Source organism: Agrobacterium sp. K11 (assembly GCF_059429395.1).
Window position 1 is genome coordinate 84,180 of sequence record NZ_JCAHRB010000004.1, and the last position, 17,329, is coordinate 101,508.

At 59.1% G+C, this 17,329-nt stretch carries 15 protein-coding genes and 1 tRNA gene; 5 read left to right on the plus strand and 11 right to left on the minus strand.

Going from position 1 to position 17,329, the window contains the following annotated elements:
• Positions 1 to 15: 15 nt before the first annotated feature.
• Positions 16 to 369: a nuclear transport factor 2 family protein gene (locus tag AC5SEO_RS10125; protein ID WP_003513050.1), complete on the plus strand. Its 354-nt coding sequence runs from the start codon at positions 16 to 18 to the stop codon at positions 367 to 369.
• A 55-nt stretch (positions 370 to 424) separates the two neighbouring features.
• On the opposite strand, the gene AC5SEO_RS10130 is transcribed toward AC5SEO_RS10125, so the two are convergent.
• A tRNA-Thr gene (locus AC5SEO_RS10130) sits at positions 425 to 500 on the minus strand.
• 207 nt (positions 501 to 707) lie between these two features.
• Between AC5SEO_RS10130 and AC5SEO_RS10135 the strand changes: the two genes are divergently transcribed.
• A complete protein-coding gene (locus AC5SEO_RS10135; protein ID WP_174068502.1) occupies positions 708 to 2,447 on the plus strand; it encodes a GGDEF domain-containing protein in 1,740 nt (579 codons plus the stop codon).
• Positions 2,448 to 2,465: 18 nt separating this feature from the next.
• On the opposite strand, the gene AC5SEO_RS10140 is transcribed toward AC5SEO_RS10135, so the two are convergent.
• The 5 genes from AC5SEO_RS10140 to AC5SEO_RS10160 form a co-directional block, all read right to left on the minus strand.
• Positions 2,466 to 3,575, minus strand: a complete 1,110-nt coding sequence (locus AC5SEO_RS10140; RefSeq protein WP_174068503.1) for an endonuclease/exonuclease/phosphatase family protein — start codon at positions 3,573 to 3,575, stop codon at positions 2,466 to 2,468.
• 166 nt (positions 3,576 to 3,741) lie between these two features.
• Positions 3,742 to 4,770 carry an ABC transporter ATP-binding protein gene (locus AC5SEO_RS10145; RefSeq protein ID WP_421460057.1) on the minus strand — a complete coding sequence of 343 codons (1,029 nt, stop codon included), beginning with the start codon at positions 4,768 to 4,770 and terminating at the stop codon, positions 3,742 to 3,744.
• Complete coding sequence (locus tag AC5SEO_RS10150) at positions 4,758 to 6,452, minus strand: ABC transporter permease (RefSeq protein ID WP_174068505.1); 1,695 nt, start codon at positions 6,450 to 6,452, stop codon at positions 4,758 to 4,760. Before AC5SEO_RS10150 ends, AC5SEO_RS10145 begins: the two co-directional genes overlap by 13 nt.
• 9 nt (positions 6,453 to 6,461) lie before the next feature.
• A complete protein-coding gene (locus AC5SEO_RS10155; RefSeq protein WP_013636459.1) occupies positions 6,462 to 7,445 on the minus strand; it encodes an ABC transporter substrate-binding protein in 984 nt (327 codons plus the stop codon).
• Positions 7,446 to 7,754: 309 nt separating this feature from the next.
• Complete coding sequence (locus AC5SEO_RS10160) at positions 7,755 to 8,999, minus strand: aminotransferase-like domain-containing protein (protein ID WP_013636460.1); 1,245 nt, start codon at positions 8,997 to 8,999, stop codon at positions 7,755 to 7,757.
• A gap of 265 nt (positions 9,000 to 9,264) precedes the next feature.
• On the opposite strand from AC5SEO_RS10160, the gene AC5SEO_RS10165 reads away from it, so the two are divergent.
• Positions 9,265 to 9,717 carry an RbsD/FucU family protein gene (locus tag AC5SEO_RS10165; protein WP_003513061.1) on the plus strand — a complete coding sequence of 151 codons (453 nt, stop codon included), beginning with the start codon at positions 9,265 to 9,267 and terminating at the stop codon, positions 9,715 to 9,717.
• Between the two features lie 109 nt (positions 9,718 to 9,826).
• The gene (locus AC5SEO_RS10170; protein WP_013636461.1) at positions 9,827 to 10,858 is read left to right on the plus strand and encodes an endonuclease/exonuclease/phosphatase family protein; all 1,032 of its coding nucleotides are present in this window, start codon (positions 9,827 to 9,829) and stop codon (positions 10,856 to 10,858) included.
• Positions 10,859 to 10,931: 73 nt separating this feature from the next.
• Here the strand turns inward: AC5SEO_RS10170 and ilvC are convergent, their stop codons facing one another.
• The 3 genes from ilvC to AC5SEO_RS10185 all read right to left on the minus strand — a co-directional run bounded on the left by ilvC (position 10,932) and on the right by AC5SEO_RS10185 (position 13,710).
• Positions 10,932 to 11,951, minus strand: a complete 1,020-nt coding sequence (ilvC, locus tag AC5SEO_RS10175) for a ketol-acid reductoisomerase (protein ID WP_003507583.1) — start codon at positions 11,949 to 11,951, stop codon at positions 10,932 to 10,934.
• A 44-nt stretch (positions 11,952 to 11,995) separates the two neighbouring features.
• Complete coding sequence (locus AC5SEO_RS10180; protein ID WP_003513063.1) at positions 11,996 to 12,649, minus strand: TetR/AcrR family transcriptional regulator; 654 nt, start codon at positions 12,647 to 12,649, stop codon at positions 11,996 to 11,998.
• Between the two features lie 152 nt (positions 12,650 to 12,801).
• Complete coding sequence (locus AC5SEO_RS10185; protein ID WP_174061077.1) at positions 12,802 to 13,710, minus strand: AraC family transcriptional regulator; 909 nt, start codon at positions 13,708 to 13,710, stop codon at positions 12,802 to 12,804.
• Positions 13,711 to 13,897: 187 nt separating this feature from the next.
• Between AC5SEO_RS10185 and AC5SEO_RS10190 the strand changes: the two genes are divergently transcribed.
• Positions 13,898 to 14,944 (plus strand): NAD(P)-dependent alcohol dehydrogenase, encoded by a 1,047-nt coding sequence (locus AC5SEO_RS10190; RefSeq protein ID WP_003513067.1) that lies wholly within the window; start codon positions 13,898 to 13,900, stop codon positions 14,942 to 14,944.
• Between the two features lie 146 nt (positions 14,945 to 15,090).
• Here the strand turns inward: AC5SEO_RS10190 and AC5SEO_RS10195 are convergent, their stop codons facing one another.
• A complete protein-coding gene (locus tag AC5SEO_RS10195; RefSeq protein ID WP_003513069.1) occupies positions 15,091 to 16,356 on the minus strand; it encodes an NAD(P)/FAD-dependent oxidoreductase in 1,266 nt (421 codons plus the stop codon).
• 71 nt (positions 16,357 to 16,427) lie between these two features.
• Positions 16,428 to 17,183, minus strand: coding sequence for a pyridoxine 5'-phosphate synthase (locus AC5SEO_RS10200; RefSeq protein ID WP_003513071.1), 756 nt, complete (start codon positions 17,181 to 17,183; stop codon positions 16,428 to 16,430).
• Between the last annotated feature and the right edge of the window lie 146 nt (positions 17,184 to 17,329).

Here is a 17,329-nt window from a genome sequence, read left to right on the forward strand (position 1 = left end):
GGGAGGGACGATCCGATGCCGCAAACCATTACCCAGACAGTGACGGATTATGTGCACGCCATGGCCTATGCGGATGAGGGCCTGATGCGTGATGTTTTCGATCCGCGCGCCAGCATCGTCGGGACGTTTCAGGGTGAAACGGAATGGCTCTCACTGGAGGACTTTGCCGAGCAGATACGGAAAAGCGAACGCGGCCTGCCCGATCACGACCCCGTCTTCGAAATCCTCGGCATCGACAAGGAAGGCGACAGCGCGTCCGTGAAGCTGACGACGAGTTTCGACGGAATGGATTTTAGCGAATACTTGTCCTTGCTGGAGCGCGACGGCAACTGGGCAATCGTGCACAAGCTATATCACATCAAGCCATAGGCGTTATGCGAATGCAGGAATAATAGCGGGGAAATGGCCAAGACATTGAAAATACTGGTGCCCCCGACAAGGTTCGAACTCGTGACCCCCTGATTACAAATCAGGTGCTCTACCAACTGAGCTACAAGGGCAATCCAGTGCCTTGCCAACTATCAGATTCTCACTTCGTGTAAAGCAAAAATTGATTGCGCGCCGTTGGGAGACCTCTTTTCCACACCGTACCTGTGGGTTTCAATCACCAGGTCGCGGCAAAAGGCCTGCAAAATAAGCGAAGTATTTACGCGATGTAGCTAAAATGGCGATAATTCATAACCATCCCACCGGGAATAACGCATCGCATGCGCGCAAGCATACAGAAAATCCAACTAACCGGTACGATCGTCATAGCGGTAAGTTCCATCTTGTTGGCAACCCTTGCCGCCCTGCCGAGCGTTTCCAGTTACTTACGCTACCGGACCAATGCGCAGCAACTCAGCCGCTTCGAAACGGCCCTCCAGTCCGCATGGCTGGTATCGGCCGAGCGTGGTCCTGCCAATAATTTGATGGGCGCGTCTTCCCCCGATGCAAAACTGGTCCAGGAGCTTGCCGCAGCGCGCAAGGCGACGGACGACAAGCTGGTGGAACTCGAAAACTCTTTTGCAGCGGAAATCAGGGCGCAGCCAGAATTGGCAAAATCGCTGGTCGATACACGCCGAAAACTGGCGCAATCCCGAGAAGCGGTCGATCAGGTTGCTGCACTTCCGGAATCCGCGCGCAGCTACACGGCAATGTCCAACGCAATTTTTGCGATGTTCAAGGCGGCGGACAGCGTCAACATGCTGCGTGGCAAGACCGCCCGCGCGATCATCAAGGTAACGCCCAATGTGGCGATCGACATCGCCATGACCGGCACTGCCGGAGTGATGCGGGACCGGATCGGTCGCCTCGGTTCCTACGTGGTCATGAGCCTGCGGGCGAACAGGCAGGACAAGCTGAGCCTCCGCGCCAAATTCGACACGGAAATACAGAGCCTCACACTGCTGAAATCGTCGCTGACGAACTACACCGCCGCTTACCTGTCCACACCACGCGTCGATGCAGCGTTTCGCGATATTGAAATCTTCTATTTCGGCCAGGCGCTTCCCTATGCCCAGAATACGATTGCGATGGTGGTGCCGTCCGCGCAGCCAAGCGTTCGCGAATTCTCCGAAAACTACATCAAGGGCATGCGTTCCTCGAGCACATTGCGCGACCTTATTCTCGCCGAAACACGGGCAAGGATAGAAAGGAACAAGGAACAGGCGTTGATCTATGGTGGAACGTCTCTCCTCCTCGCTCTCATCGCGGTTCTGGTATTGCTGCGGCTTGCATCGGTTTACAGAACGGCACTGTTCCGCCCCATGCAATCCGTCCAGACGCAGATCGCCGCAATCGCCGCTGGCGATCTTTCAGGAGCCCTGTATCAGGACAAGGCTGCTCCGGAAGTGAAGAAAATGTTCAAGGAACTGGATTTCCTGCGCGAGCAGCTTCGCCAGAAGGAAGAAATGGAAAAGCAGCAGTCTGCGCTGGCCGAACAATTACGCACGCTTTCAGAAACAGATGCCTTGACCGGTGTGTCCAATCGCCGTGCGCTGGAAAAGACCGTTCGTGCCATATTGAGCGGCGAGGAGCAGTTGCAGGCGCTTGGCGTGATGATTGTCGACATCGACCACTTCAAATCCATCAACGACCGCTATGGCCATGCCATGGGCGACCTCGCGCTACAGAAGACAGCGACTCTTTTAAGAGCCGCCCTCCGTAAAAACGATATTCTGGCGCGCTATGGCGGCGAGGAATTCGTGGTCGTGTTGCAGGATGTCAGCCACGCGACGGCGACCGCCACCGCCGACCGCCTGCGCCGGCTGATTGAAGCCCAGATCATTGATGAACAAAGCGGGCTGTCACTGACGGCAAGTTTCGGCGTGGTCTGGCAGGAGGCACGGGCGATCAACAGCTGGGACGAGCTGATCGCAATTGCCGACGACCGGCTTTATGAGGCCAAGCGTGCGGGCCGCAACCGGGTATGGGCGACCTACTTCCCCAAGGTTGCCAACGGCTAGGCGGCCCGGAGCGGTAGATCAGATCAGATCGAGCGTCATAACGACAGGGCAATGGTCAGAAGCCTTGGGGCGGTCCCAGCCGGTGCGAGGATAACGATCCACCTCCTGCCCCGGCGGAAAGACCGTCCTGTAAGGCTGGCCAGCGCGGATGATTTCGGGAACCCTTGTCGCATTGATCTGCCCGAGATGCGGGGAAAGCCAGATATAATCGAGCTGGCAGAGATGCTGTTCCTGTGGCCCGCGCGAATGATAGAGCGTCCAGCGATCCATGACGTCACGGCGCGACATCGGATTGGTCACAAAATCATCCGCCGTGAAGATATCGAGCGCGCTCCGCTCCTCTTCCACCGGCGTAAAGCTGTAGCCGTTGCGCCGGTCGCCGGAAATCGAAATGCGTTCCTGATAATCATTCATGTCGCCGCAGATGGCAAAATTCTTGTTGCGGGTATTGTTTGCGCCCCAGCGGTTCTCGATGATGCGGCGAACGGCCATGGCTTCCGCCTCGCGAATCGGCATGGTGGCGAGTCGGGCATCTATGGCGTCACGGGCATTGGTCATGGATTTGAAATGCGTGACGTAAAGCGTCAGCGGTTTGCCGCCGATCCTCAGATCGATTTCCAGACAATCGCGTTTGAAAATCTTGTCGTCTATCTGGTTGGTCGCGGCAAGTGCGGGATTGAAGAGATCGAGATTGCGGTAGGTTAGCGCGGCGTGGCTCTTGATGTCGATGACCTCGATCTTGTCGCCGTCTCGGGTCTGCTCGCGCATGACGACCGCGACATCGATGCCGCGGCTGTCATTGCCCTCGACCAGATATTTCTGCAGATAGCCGTTGCCGACCATGCGGTAGAGATAGCCATATTCGAAAGCCTGCAGGGCCGCCATGTTGTCGACTTCCTGCAGGCAGAGAATGTCGGCATCCGCATCCGCAATGGCCAGCGCCGAAAGTTGCCGCGTATCGTCTGTGGAAGAGACTGCCCGCGCACTTTCCAGCGCCTGATAGGTCGCCTCGTCCCTGATATCGAAAAGCTGGATCGCCCTGTCGCGCCGCGTCTGGTTGCGAAAACCGGTAAAGTCGAAACGAGTGAGAAGATTTTCGATATTGAAGGTGGCGAGCCGAAGCGACATGTTTCATTCCTGTTGCTGGAATGGAAGCTTAGCCGCTCCCGTTCGGTCTCGCCAGTGGCCAGTCGCGTCGATCAGATTCCCTATTCACGATGTCGGATTTTATGTGCGGGGATATTCCCCACCCTCATTCCTGTGACGAGCCCAGGGATGAGGGAGCAAGCAAATGCTAAAGACGCCACGCCGCACGAATCGCAACCGGCAGCTGGTCACCGACCGCAACCGATTCTCGAGAATAAGCCCGAAGCGCCTGCCCGTCCGGCAGGTCGAGACGCAGGGCATAACGCTCGCCCTCGTAGAGAACCGAGGTCACGGTGCAGGTGATTCCATCCGCATCCCGCACCACGTCCTGCGGCCGCACGAGAATATCCGCCCATGGTAATTGCCCACCGTTATCCATTGCTGTGCGGAGCGCGTCCCAGTCAACATCCCGCGAAGAACCTTCCGGCATCGGCACGGAGAGAATGGCGCCCTGCCCCACCAGCGAGCCGACAAGACGCCCCTCGGGTCGTGCATAAAGCTCGGCGGGCGGCGCGACCTGAAGCAGCTTGCCATGAGACATGACGGCGACATCGGTTGCCAGCGCCATGGCTTCCGCCTGATCGTGGGTGACATAGATCATCGTCGCGCCGGAGCGGATGTGGAACTCGCGAAAGGTCTCCTCCATCTCCTGCCGCAAATGCCGGTCGAGATTGGCGAGTGGCTCGTCGAGCAGCACCACATCGGGTTCGGTGACGAGGCAGCGGGCCAAAGCGACGCGCTGCCGCTGGCCACCGGAAAGCTCGGCGGGACGGCGGTCCGCAAAGCCTTCAAGGCGTACGGCTGCCAGCGCTTGGGCCACCTTCTCGCGATATTTCTCTCCGGAAATTCCGCGAACTTTCAGGGGATAGCCGGCATTGTCAGCAACCGACATGTGCGGCCAGAGCGCATAGGACTGGAACACCATCGCCATGTTGCGCCGCTCCGGCGGCACCATGCTGCCTGCATCGGCCAGCACCCGCTCGCCGAGCAGGATGGAGCCATCAGTCGGTTGCTCGAAACCGGCGATCATGCGCAACACCGTCGTCTTGCCGCAGCCGGAAGGCCCAAGCAACGCGAGGAAACCTCCCTCACGCACCGTGAGCGAGACGTCGTCAACGGCGGGTTTCGACCCGGCCCCAAAGCTTTTCGTCAGACGATTGAGGATCAGTTTCGCCAAGGGACCACTCCTTTCGGCAGATAGCGCCCCAGAATTTCGAGCAGCAGCATGAGGAAAATCACCATGATGACGACAAGCACCGAAAGTGCGGAGGCAAGATCGAAGCTGCCGCTGTCATCGAGGTTATAGATGAGCACACCGAGCGTCTGCGTGCCGGCGGACCAAAGGAGCGCCGAAACCGTCAGCTCATTGCAGGCGATCAGGAAAACGAGGATGACGGAAGCGCCAGCCGCAGGCCCGACCAGCGGCAGGATGATGTCCTTCAACCGCCGCCAGAAACCGGCGCCCGAAAGCCTTGCCGCCTCTTCCAGCGACGGATCGAATTGCAGGAAGGCGCTGACCATCGGTTTGAGGCTGACGGCGAAAAATGAGGAAAAATAGGCGAGCAGAATGATCCAGATCGTGCCGTAAAGCGTGATGCCGAGCAGCGGAATGGGGGCCGCGAACAACAGGACGAAGGATACGGAAATCACCACACCCGGCAGCGCATAGGGAATATCCACCAGCGCCGACAGCAGGAACATGAAGCGGCTTTTGCCGCGCACCAGGAAATAGGCGGTCAACACCGTCACCGCAAGCAGGCAAAGGGATGTGACCGTCGCCAGAAACAGCGAGTTGCGGAAGGCTGTTCGGGTTACGCTCTGCCGGTAGAGCAGCTCCTCATAGGCGTGCATCGTAGCGGTCTTGAGACTGAGCGGCACGCCATAGGCGGGGGCAAGCGAGCTTGCCACCAGCGCAGCAAGTGGTGCAACCAGCATGAAGAACAGCACGAGCCAAAGGACAAGCTCAGCAACTACACGCCAGCGCGACAGCTTGAAAGTCGCGGCCTTGCCGGAAAGACCGATGATGCGATAGTCCCTGCCCTTCATTGCCCGCTCTTGCAGCGCAAGACCGGCCACGGAGATGATGGCGATCATGGTCGAGAGAATGGCGATATCGCCGAAGGTGCTCGCACCAAAACTGGCGAAGCGGCCGTAGATCAGCGTCGGCAGGGTGAAGATCGAGGCCGGAATACCGAGGATCGCCGGAATACCGAAATTACCGACATTCGATACGAACGAGATCGCCGCCCCGGCGATCAATCCCGGCGTCGAAAGCGGCAGGATGATATCGAACAGCACGCGGCGAGGCAAAGCACCGGAAAGCTTGGCCGCCTCGATGCCATCCTGCGGCAAGGCCAGCAAACCAGCGCGCAGCGACAGATAGACAAGCGGCGCATGCTGCACGCCGAGCAAAAGCGCGATACCGGCAATGGAATAGAGCGGCTGCGGCGAGCCCATGGGCGGCGCAAGGCCGATGGCCTTTAAAAGCGTGCTCGACGGGCCGGTCATGCCGATCCACGACAGCGCCGTCACCTGCGGCGGGATCATCATAGGCAGCATGAAGAGGAAGCTTAAGATCGACTTGCCGCGTATGTCGCAGAGCGTCAGCGCCAGCGCGAAGCCCCCGCCGATCATGAGTGAAATCAGCATGCCGAAAAACGAGGTCGAGAGCGTGTTCAGCGCCGCATCCCAAAGGGCGGGATCAGCCAGCAATCGCCATATGTCACCATTGAGTGACGAAACAATGCCGGCATAGGCGAGCCGCCCGAGCGGCAGGGCGCTCAGCGCAAAAACGACGCTCACCACAAAAGGAAACAGCCAGCGCGGCTGGCTGTTTCCATAGGCACTTGATCGGGACATGCCGCTATATCAGCCCTTGGAGCCGAAAATATCGGAGAAGGTCTTCAGATCCTGCTCGGAATTCTTCAGCGCGTCCGCGGCGTTCAGCGGCAGGACCTTGAGCTTGTCGCGGGCGGGGAAACCTTCCGGCATGCCAGCGTCAGCGCGCGCGGGGATGTAACCGAGCTTGACGAAGCCCTGCTGGCCTTTTTCCGAAAGCACGTAGTCGACGAACTTCTTAGCGGCTTCCTCATGCTTGGTACCCTTGAGGATCGCGACCGGTTCGGTCACGGCCGAAACGCCCTCTTCCGGGAAGACGAACTCCACCGGGGCGCCCTTCGCCTTTTCGCGGATCGGCATGTAGTCGACGACAACGCCGTAAGCCTTCTCACCTGATGCAACCGACTTCAGCACCGCGCCGTTACCGCCGCCGGAAATGGCTTCATTGGCCTTCAGCTGCTTGTAATAGTCCCAGCCGAGGCCGTTGGCAGCGGCCAGCGTCTGCGCGTGGATCAGCGCCGCACCAGAGGTCAGCGGGCTCGGCATGGTCACGAGACCCTTGGCTTCCGCCTTGGCAAGATCCTTCCAGCTCGTCGGCTTCATCGCAGCGGCAGTGTTATACATGATGCCGGTGGTGATGAGCTTGGTGGAATAATAATAGCCGTCCGCATCGTAGAGCGAGGCGTCGATGTTCTTCGCTTCCGGGGACTTGTGGGCCATAAGCTGGCCAGCCTGCTTCATGCGCTCGAGTGTGACGGTGTCGGCGATCAAGAGCACGTCGGCAACCGGATTGCCGGCGCTGATCTCAGCCATCAGCTTGGCCATGATCTTCGGCGTTCCGTCACGCACCCATTCGACTTCGATACCGGGATTGGCGGCCTTGAAACCATCAACGGTCGCCTGCGCGTCCTCGTTCGGCTGGCTGGTATAAAGCACCAGGTCGGCAGCATTGGCAGCGGTGGCGATGAAGCCGAGCGATACGATGGCGGTAAAAGCGGAAAGCAGCGTTTTCATAGGTCCAGTCCCTGTTGTTTCGTGGGACCGCTAAAACATGATTGCATAACATGTATGTGACAGGCAGGATTTTAGGGGGGGGTGATCTCGGTGGCCAAGGTGGAGACCGGGGCCTACCCCCCTCTGCCCTGCCGGGCATCTCCCCCACAAGGAGGGAGATCGGCAAGACGCTCTTTCGTCACTTAATTTTCGAACGTTGAGATGGGCGAAACCTCACCACGGGTCGATCTCCCCACCTGTGGGGGAGATGTCCGGCAGGACAGAGGGGGGTAAGCCGCCTCCCCGTCGCTGCCGAAAACCTCGCAACCCTCAAATCGCCGGAACCACTTCGGTCGTCTCCGCCTGCGCCGTCGCGATCAACCGGCCAAGCCGCTTCATGCCTTCCTCGATCATCGCCTCATTGGCGCAGGAGAAGCTGATGCGCAGCGTGTTCGTGCCCGAGCCATCCGCAAAGAAGGCGCGACCCGGAACGAAGGCGACCTTCTCCGTTGCGATGGATTTTGCCAGCAGTGCGGCACCATCCATGCCTTCCGGCAGGGTGACCCAGATGAACATGCCGCCTTCCGGCTTGGTCCAGCGCGTGCCCTTCGGCATGTATTTGTCGAGCGCAGCCAGCATCGCATCGCGGCGGGCGCTGTAGGCAGCCTTGATCTTGGCGACCTGTTTGTCGAAGCCGCGCGAAGCGACACGTTCGATGGCGATCTGGTTGATCGTCGAGGAATGCAGGTCTGCGGCCTGCTTCATCAGCACCAGCTTGCGGATAACAGGCGCAGACGCAACGATGTAACCGACGCGAAGGCCGGGTGCGAGCGTCTTGGAGAAGCTGCCGCAATAGATGGTGCGGGTGTTCTCGATGCCGCCCGAGCGGGCAATATCCAGCGCCATGATCGGCGGAACCGCTTCACCATCATAACGCAGTGACTGATAGGCGGCGTCTTCGATGACGGCGATATCCAGCTCGTCGGCCAGCGCCAGAACCTTTTCGCGACCGGCAAGATCAACGGTTTCCCCGGTCGGATTGGAGAAATCGGCAGAGAGATAAGCGAACTTCACCGCGCCGCCGAGCTTTGCCGCGGTTTCGCGGTAAGCTTCGGGCGTGCGGTTACCGCCGGGATTGAGCTGGTCGTAATTCGGCTCATAGGCATTGAAGGCGGAAAGTGCGCCGAGATAGGTCGGCCAGGTTACCAGCGCGGTATCCTTCGGCGACAGGAACAGCTTGCCGAGGTAGTCGAGACCCTGCTGCGAACCGGAAACGATGAAGACGTTGTCGGCAGTGCATTCAATGCCGATCTCGGCCATTTCGCCCGCCAGCCATTCGCGCAGCGGCTTGTAACCTTCGCTCACCGAATATTGCAGCGCCGAGTTAACCTGCGAACCCGAAAAAATTTCCGCATAAGCCTGCTGAAACTCCTCTGCGGGGAAAAGAGCCGGGTCCGGGATGCCACCGGCAAAGGAAATGATATCGGGCTGCTCGAGCAGCTTCAGCAGCTCGCGGATTTCAGACGCTTTCATGCGCGAAGAGCGCGTGGCGAAAATTTGTTCCCAATCAAGCATGGGTACGTTTCCTCTTGTGTCGTTTTTATGCGTGCATCTTTACAGAAATGTCGATACGTCAGCAATACTGACTTATCAGTTTTTCGAATTATTTCTGCCTCCCTGCATGTTACCCGCATTTGGGCCCGCCTTTGGCGGACAAAGCCAAATACACCCTTGCGCAAAGCTTCACAATCTTCCGTTTGCGATTGACGCGGCAAGGTTTTCCGGCTGGATTGCGGCCACGCGCCGCGACACGGCGAAAGCATCATGGGAGTTTGACGACATGCTGAAAAATATCGACCCGGCGCTGAATGCCGATGTTCTTCACGCCCTACGCGCCATGGGTCACGGCGATACGCTGGTGATTTCCGACACCAACTTCCCTTCCGATTCGGTGGCTCGCCAGACAACGGTCGGCAAGGTGCTGCGCATGGACAACATTTCCGCCGCCCGCGCCATGCAGGCGATCCTCTCGGTGCTGCCACTCGACACGCCGCTGCAGCCTTCGGTCGGACGCATGGAAGTGATGGGCGCGCCGGACCAGCTGGAACCCGTACAGGTCGAAGTGCAGAAGGAAATAGACGCGGCGGAGGGAAAATCCGCCCCCATGTATGGTATCGAACGCTTCGCCTTCTATGAACAGGCCAAAAAAGCATATTGCGTCATCACAACAGGCGAGACCCGTTTTTACGGTTGCTTCCTGCTGACGAAGGGCGTCATCCCGCCGGGCAAATAAGATCGAACGGCAAATTGGGTCGCGTGCTAAACCCGTCATGACAATTTCAAGTTGTTGTGGCAAAAACTTCCACTAGGTTTTGTAAAACCAACCGGAGGTGTGAGGTATCATGACCCAATATGTCCTGGCGTTCTGGAATGTCGAAAACCTGTTTGCGCCGGAAGGGTATCCGGCGCGCGAACCTTGGATTGCCGAGCGGCTGAAGAACGATCTGAAAGGCTGGACCGAAGATCTGTTCAAGACCAAGCTCAGGCAACTCGGTTTGATCATAAGGCAGATCGGCGGCGCCGGGCCGGATCTTCTCGGCGTGTGCGAAGTCGAGAACCGTTTCGTTCTGGAGACGCTTGCGGAACATCTGAACGACCTCATGCCTGAGCGCGCCTACCGTGTGGTGCATGCAGATTCCAGCAAGGACCAGCGCGGCATCGATACGGCCTTCATCTATGACAGCAAGAAGCTACTGATCAACGAAACCGAGATTTTCAGCCATTTCGTGATGCGCCGCACCGGTACCCGCGACATTACCCAATGCACCTTCATCACCAAGGGCGGACGCCAGCTTATCGCCCTTTCCAATCACTGGCCGTCGCGCTCCGGCGGCGCGGTGGAAAGCGCCGGTTTTCGCATGACCGCCGGTGAGACGCTTGGCTACTGGCACCAGCGGATCAGGGAAGAAAAAGGAAACGACATCGCCGTCGTCGCCTTCGGCGATTTCAACGACGACCCTTCCGATGCATCGCTGCGCTATCACGCCAATTCCACCCGCGAGCGCGACGATGTCGAAAGCTCGCAATCGGCTATGTTCTACAATCTCACCTGGAACTACCTGCGCCAGCAGGTAGTGGATTCAGTCGGTTCGGCAAGAACGATCTATGGCACGCTCTATTTCAACGGCGACGCCAATATCTTCGACCAGATCCTCGTCTCAAGATCGCTTCTGAACGGGAGCAGCGGCTTCGCGGTGCGCGAGGAAACCGCGAAAATTGAAGCCATTGCCGCCATGGTCAGCCACAGCAAGAATGAGGGGCCGATCCGCTTCGGCCTGTCGAAAGGCGATGCAGTCAAAAACGTCAATCTCGGTGGTTTCTCCGATCACTTTCCCGTATCGGTCATTATCGAGGAAGCCGACGCCATCGTGTGATCCTAGCCAGGCCCAATGCAGAAAGGCCGGAGCTCCCGCCCCGGCCTTCCAATATTCTGTCAAGCAATGAAGTTTAGTTGACGGCCTTGTCAACCAGCTTGTTCTTGCCGATCCAGGGCATCATGCCGCGCAGCTTTGCGCCGACTTCTTCGATCTGGTGGGCGTCGTTGTTGCGACGGATGCCCTTGAAGCGTGCGCCGCCGGCCTTCCATTCCTGCATCCACTCGGTCGTGAACTTGCCGGTCTGGATGTCGTGAAGAACGCGCTTCATTTCAGCCTTGGTGTCAGCGGTGATGATGCGAGGACCGGTCACGTATTCGCCCCACTCGGCCGTGTTGGAGATCGAGTAGTTCATGTTGGCGATGCCGCCTTCATAGATCAGGTCAACGATCAGCTTCACTTCGTGCAGGCATTCGAAATAGGCCATTTCCGGTGCGTAACCGGCTTCGACCAGGGTTTCGAAACCGGCGCGGATGAGTTCTACGAGACCGCCGCACAGAACGACCTGTTCGCCGAAGAGGTCGGTTTCGCACTCTTCCTTGAAGTTGGTTTCGATGATGCCAGAACGGCCACCGCCAACGCCGCAGGCGTAGGAGAGAGCGAGTTCAAGTGCGTTGCCGGAAGCGTTCTGGTGAACGGCAACGAGGCAGGGCACGCCGCCGCCCTTCTGGTATTCGCCGCGAACCGTGTGGCCGGGGCCCTTCGGTGCGATCATGACGACGTCGAGCGAAGCCTTCGGCTCGATGAGGCCGAAGTGAACGTTGAGGCCGTGTGCGAAAGCAATCGCCGCACCGTCACGGATGTTGCCGGCAATGTCGGCCTTGTAGATGTCGGCCTGCAATTCGTCAGGCGTCGCCATCATCAAAAGGTCGCCCCACTTGGCGGCTTCGGCAACGGTCATGACCTTGAAGCCGTCGGCTTCCGCCTTCTTGACGGTCGGCGAACCGGCCTTCAGAGCAATGACGACGTTCTTGGCGCCGGAATCCTTGAGGTTCAGCGCATGGGCGCGGCCTTGGGAACCGTAGCCGACGATGACGACATTCTTGGACTTGATGAGATTGAGATCCGCATCACGATCATAATAAACGCGCATTTTATGGTCCTTCCCTAATGCTTGTCTCTGTGTGAACCGGAACCTCAGGCGACCTTGCCGCCCAGTTCCGAATGTACCTTTTCCGTGCCGTAGAGTGTTAGAAAGGCGACCACCGCCTTCTTTGCCCGGGCGGAAAAATCCTTGTCAGGCGCCTCGCCCAGCAGCATGCGCACATGCAGATCCGAAACGATGAGGCCGTAAAAACTGCGATACGCCTCTTCGGCGTCATCGAAACGCAGGTAACCCGAACGGCGACCCGCCTCGATCAACCCGCGGGCGCGGCGGTCGATCTGGCGACGGCCACGTTCCAGAAGAAGATCGCCAAGCTTGGAACCATCACGGCTCGCCTGCCCTATCGCCAGACGGTTGAGCGCCAGCGACACATCGCCCGCCAGCACATCAAGCAGATCATGTGCGAAAACCTCGAGATGATCGGCAAGCTGCGGCGCAGACACGCGATCGCCCGCCTTCTCGAAAGTGCGAACCTTGCTCTGCTGGAAGGTGATCATCGCAGCCAGCAGGCCGTCCCGGTCGCCAAACCATTTGTAGAGGCTTTCCTTGGAACAGTTGGCCGCACGCGCAAGACCGGAGGTCGTCAGCGCTTTCTCGCCACCCTCGACCAGAAGACGCAATGCCTGATCCAGAACGGCGTTCTGGCGCGGCGAAAATTCCTGCGCTGTGATCGGGTCGGAGGCCACTTATTTCCACTCCAGAGGCTCGATTAATGTACCGTACGGTACGGTTCGAGCGCCATTTAAGCGGAGGCAGCTTGCCCGTCAAGCGCTTTCTTCACAGTGATGTACGAATTGACGCGATGCGGCAGCAGGATGCGCCGCACCATAATGCCGCTTTATCCGGCCGCGCTTATCTCACGCGAGGCGTCGATGTCGCGTGAGGGCGACATCCCGTAAAAGCGGCTGTATTCCCGGCTGAACTGCGAAGGGCTCTGGTAACCGACGCGATGGCCGGCCGTGCCTGCATCCAGGCGCTCCAGCAGCATCAGCCGGCGCGCCTCATGCAGCCGCAACTGCTTCTGGTACTGAATGGGGGTCATGGCCGTGATCGTCTTGAAATGGTGATGGAAAGACGACACGCTCATGCCGATATGCTCCGCAAGTTCCTCGATACGCAGCTGGCGCGCGAAATTCTCGCGCAGCCAGGAGATGGCGCGGGCGATCCGATTGCCATGGCTTCCGGCAGCGACGATGTTCATCAGCTGCCCACCCGCTGGTCCCGTCAGGATTCGATAGAGGATTTCCTGCTCGATCAGCGGCGCCATGGCCGCAATATCCGCCGGGCGGTCAAGCAGGCGCATCAGCCTGATGGCCGCATCAAGCAGCTCCGGTGTGGCGGCGTTCACCACGATGCCGCGCTGGCCGCTTACCGGCTCCTGAGGGCGCTCGATCGGCATGCGGCTCATAAGGTCGAGCAGCTTTTCGCTGTCGATCGCAAGCCCGATGCAAAAATGCGGTACTTCCTCGCTCGCTTCCACCACACGCCAGGCAACCGGCAGGTCGAGCGAGGTCAGAAGATAGTCGCCGGCCCCGTAATTGATGGTGTCCGTTCCCAGCTGCACGCTTTTCGACCCCTGGATCACCATTGCCAAACAGGGACGATAGCTGCCGTGGCACGGCGCGCTGGGTGTGGACCGCCGGCTGATGCCGAGGGTTTCGATTGCCGTCTGGACCTCGCCATCGCGGGTGGCATGCCGTGCGGCGATGGAGGCGATCTCCTGATAGAGATTGAACGGCATGGTCATCTGGGAAACCCTTTAGGGAAGGAAGCAGCGTGTCTGTTTGCATTATCTAGAAAGCCGGGCCAGTTTCCGCAAATAGCCCACCGCAATTTTTTGCAGGATCGTGCAAGAAGCTCGGAGGATCGCTCTAACGCCCCGGCACCCATCCATTGCATATTCCGCCGTCCCCAACTCCCGAAAGGATATTCAGATGGCCATTGCAAGAGGTTATGCTGCGACCGATGCGTCGAAGCCGCTTACCCCGTTCACCTTCGAACGCCGCGAGCCTAACGATGACGACGTTGTCATCGATATCAAATATGCCGGCATCTGCCACTCGGACATCCACACCGTCCGCAACGAATGGAAGAATGCCGTCTTCCCGATCGTTCCCGGCCATGAGATTGCCGGTGTCGTGAAAGCCGTTGGCTCCAAGGTCACGAAATTCAAGGTCGGCGATCATGTCGGCGTTGGCTGCTTCGTCGATTCCTGCGTCGGTTGCGCCACCCGCGACCTCGACAACGAACACTACATGCCCGGCCTCGTCCAGACCTATAACGATGTCGATCCGAATACGAAGACAGCCACCCATGGCGGTTATTCCGACTCGATCGTCGTCAAGGAAGGTTATGTCCTGTCGATCCCGGACAACCTGCCGCTCGACGCTTCCGCGCCGCTTCTATGCGCAGGCATCACGCTCTACTCGCCGCTGCGCCGCTGGAACGCCGGTCCCGGTCAGAAGGTCGCAATCGTCGGCATGGGTGGTCTTGGCCACATGGGCGTCAAGCTCGGCGCTGCCATGGGCGCGGATGTCACAGTTCTTTCCCAGACCCTGTCGAAGAAGGAAGACGGACTGAAGCTCGGCGCGAAGGAATATTACGCCACCAGCGACGCCTCGACCTTCGAAAAGCTGGCCGGCACCTTCGACCTGATCATCTGCACGGCAGGTGTCGCAATCGACTGGAACGCCTATCTCGGCCTCCTGAAGCCCAAGGGCAGCATGGTCGTGGTCGGCGCACCGGAACATGCGATCCCGGTCCACGCCTTCTCGCTCATCATCGGTGCGAAGAGCCTCTCCGGCTCGATGATCGGCTCGATCAAGGAAACCCAGGAAATGCTGGATTTCTGCGGTGAGCATGACATCGTCTCGGAGATCGAAACGATCAACATCCAGGATGTCAACGAAGCCTATGAGCGCGTGCTGAAGAGCGACGTTCGCTACCGCTTCGTCATCGACATGGCATCGCTCGACGCTTGAGCCTTGGATTGGCACAAGCTCGCCACATCCGCACTCCGTCACCCCGGACTTAATACGGCGTGACGGAGGAATGGTTTGGCGCACTGACCGTAAATGCGAGCGCGGGAAGCCAATGCTTCCCGCGCTTTCCTTTACCCGCCCTGCCCTCAGGCCTCGTCCTTCAACGTCTCTTTCTGGGTGATAAGCCGCGCGCTGTGCTGGCCGCTGAGGTAAATCCACAGCCAGCTCCACGCCACGGCCAGCCGCGAGCGCGTTCCGATCAGGAAGTAGATGTGGGCAAGCCCCCAGATCCACCAAGCAAGCACGCCCTTGAGCTTGAACCTGCCGAAATCGATCACCGCCGCGCGTTTGCCGATGGTCGCCAGATTACCCTGATGGCTGTAGCGGAACGGCGCGGGCTCCGGCTCTCCGGATAGCCGCGCCTTGATGACCTTTGCCACATGGGCGCCCTGCTGCTTGGCTGCAGGTGCAATGCCCGGCACCGGTTTGCCGTTTTCCTGATTGACGGCGGCCGTATCGCCGATGACGAAGATATTGGGGTCGTCTTCCAGATTGAGATGCGGCCCGACGATAGCGCGTCCCGCCCTGTCGGCAGCAGCATTCAGCCACTTTGCAGCGGGAGACGCCTGCACGCCGGCGGCCCAGACCACCGTGCGGCACGGATAAAAGGTCTCACCCACCGTCACACCCTCATCGGTGCAGGCCGTCACCGGTGTGCCGAGCAGAACCTCGACGCCGAGCTTTTCAAGCGCCTGCTTGGCATAGGCCGAAAGATCGTCCGTAAAAACCGGCAGAACGCGCGGACCTGCCTCGACAAGCAGCACGCGGCTCTTTCTGGTATCCACATTGCGGAATTCCGGCGGCAGCGCCTTGTGGGCAAGCTCGGCGATCATGCCCGCCATTTCCACACCCGTCGGGCCTGCCCCGATGATGACGAAGGTCAGCTGCGCCTGCCGTTCCTCTTCGCTGGTGGCAAGTTCCGCGCGCTCGAAAGCCAGAAGCAGGCGGCGGCGGATCGTCGTTGCATCCTCGAGCGTCTTGAGGCCGGGAGCGGCACGCTCCCATTCGTCACGGCCGAAATAGGCATGACGGGCGCCGGTGGCCAGCACCAGCGTATCGAAGCCGATGACCTGACCGGAACTCAGATGCACGGTGCGCGCGTCACGGTCTACGCCGTTCACTTCCGCAAGCAGCGTCGTCACTTCCTTGCGGTCGCGGTAAAGATGGCGGATCGGCCAGGCGATTTCGGATGTCGCAAGAGCCGTCGTCGCAACCTGATAAAGCAATGGCTGAAATAGATGATGGTTGCGGCGGTCAATCAATGTGATGCGGACAGGGGCCCCCTCCAGCCCGTGTACCATTTGTAAGCCGCCGAAGCCTCCACCCACGACGACAACGTGATGTTCTTGCATGTGTCTCTGCCTTTAAAAGCTCGCGCACGGAGCATGCGCAAGCAGATTATAGGCAAAAAAATTGACTTTGGTTATGAAATAGCCTGACCGCAGGCGCGACAAAAACGCCGGACTGTTTCAGCCATGCCATATTCCAGCGCATCCGCCGTCAACCCGTGACCGATGGAGACCTCTGCAAGATAAGGTATGCGTTTCATAAGCTTGGGCAGGTTTGCTACAGTCAGGTCGTGCCCGGCATTGACGGCAAGCCCGAGCGCTGCGGCGTAATCCGCCGTCTGTCCGAGTTTTTCCAGAAGCGCGTCACCCTTTTGCGGATCGTCAAAACAGCCGCCATAGGGACCGGTATAGAGCTCGATGCGGGCAGCACCCGTCTCAGCCGCCAGCTCCACCGCTTCGCGCTCGCCGTCACCATCGGCAAAAAGCGAAACCCGCATACCGCCGGCCTTGAGGCGCCCAACGGCTTCTCTCAGGAAAACCGCGTGCTTGCGGAAATCCCAGCCATGGTCTGATGTCGCCTGCGACGGATCGTCGGGCACCAGCGTCACCTGCTCAGGCTGTGTCTGTTCGCACAGAACGAGAAAATCCTCGGTCGGATAACCTTCGATGTTGAATTCCGCGCTTGGGAAACTGTCATCGATGAGCGCACGCAGCACCGGCAGGTCCGAAAAGCGGATATGGCGCTGGTCCGGCCGAGGGTGTACAGTCAGCCCGCTAGCACCCGCAGCAAGTGCAATATGCCCGAAATGCGCGACATCCGGCCATGGGAGATCGCGACGGTTGCGCAGCATGGCAATTGCGTTCAGATTGACGGAAAGTTTTGCGGGCATGACATCGAGGCTCCGGTTCGGAATTGACATCCTGTTTCACGCAGGTTGACGCCGACCGCAAGGAGGCCGATAAAATTTTTTAAGGATACGGGAACGAAAGCAGGCAATACAGGTTACGGTTCTCATGCAGCATCGGCAAAATGTCT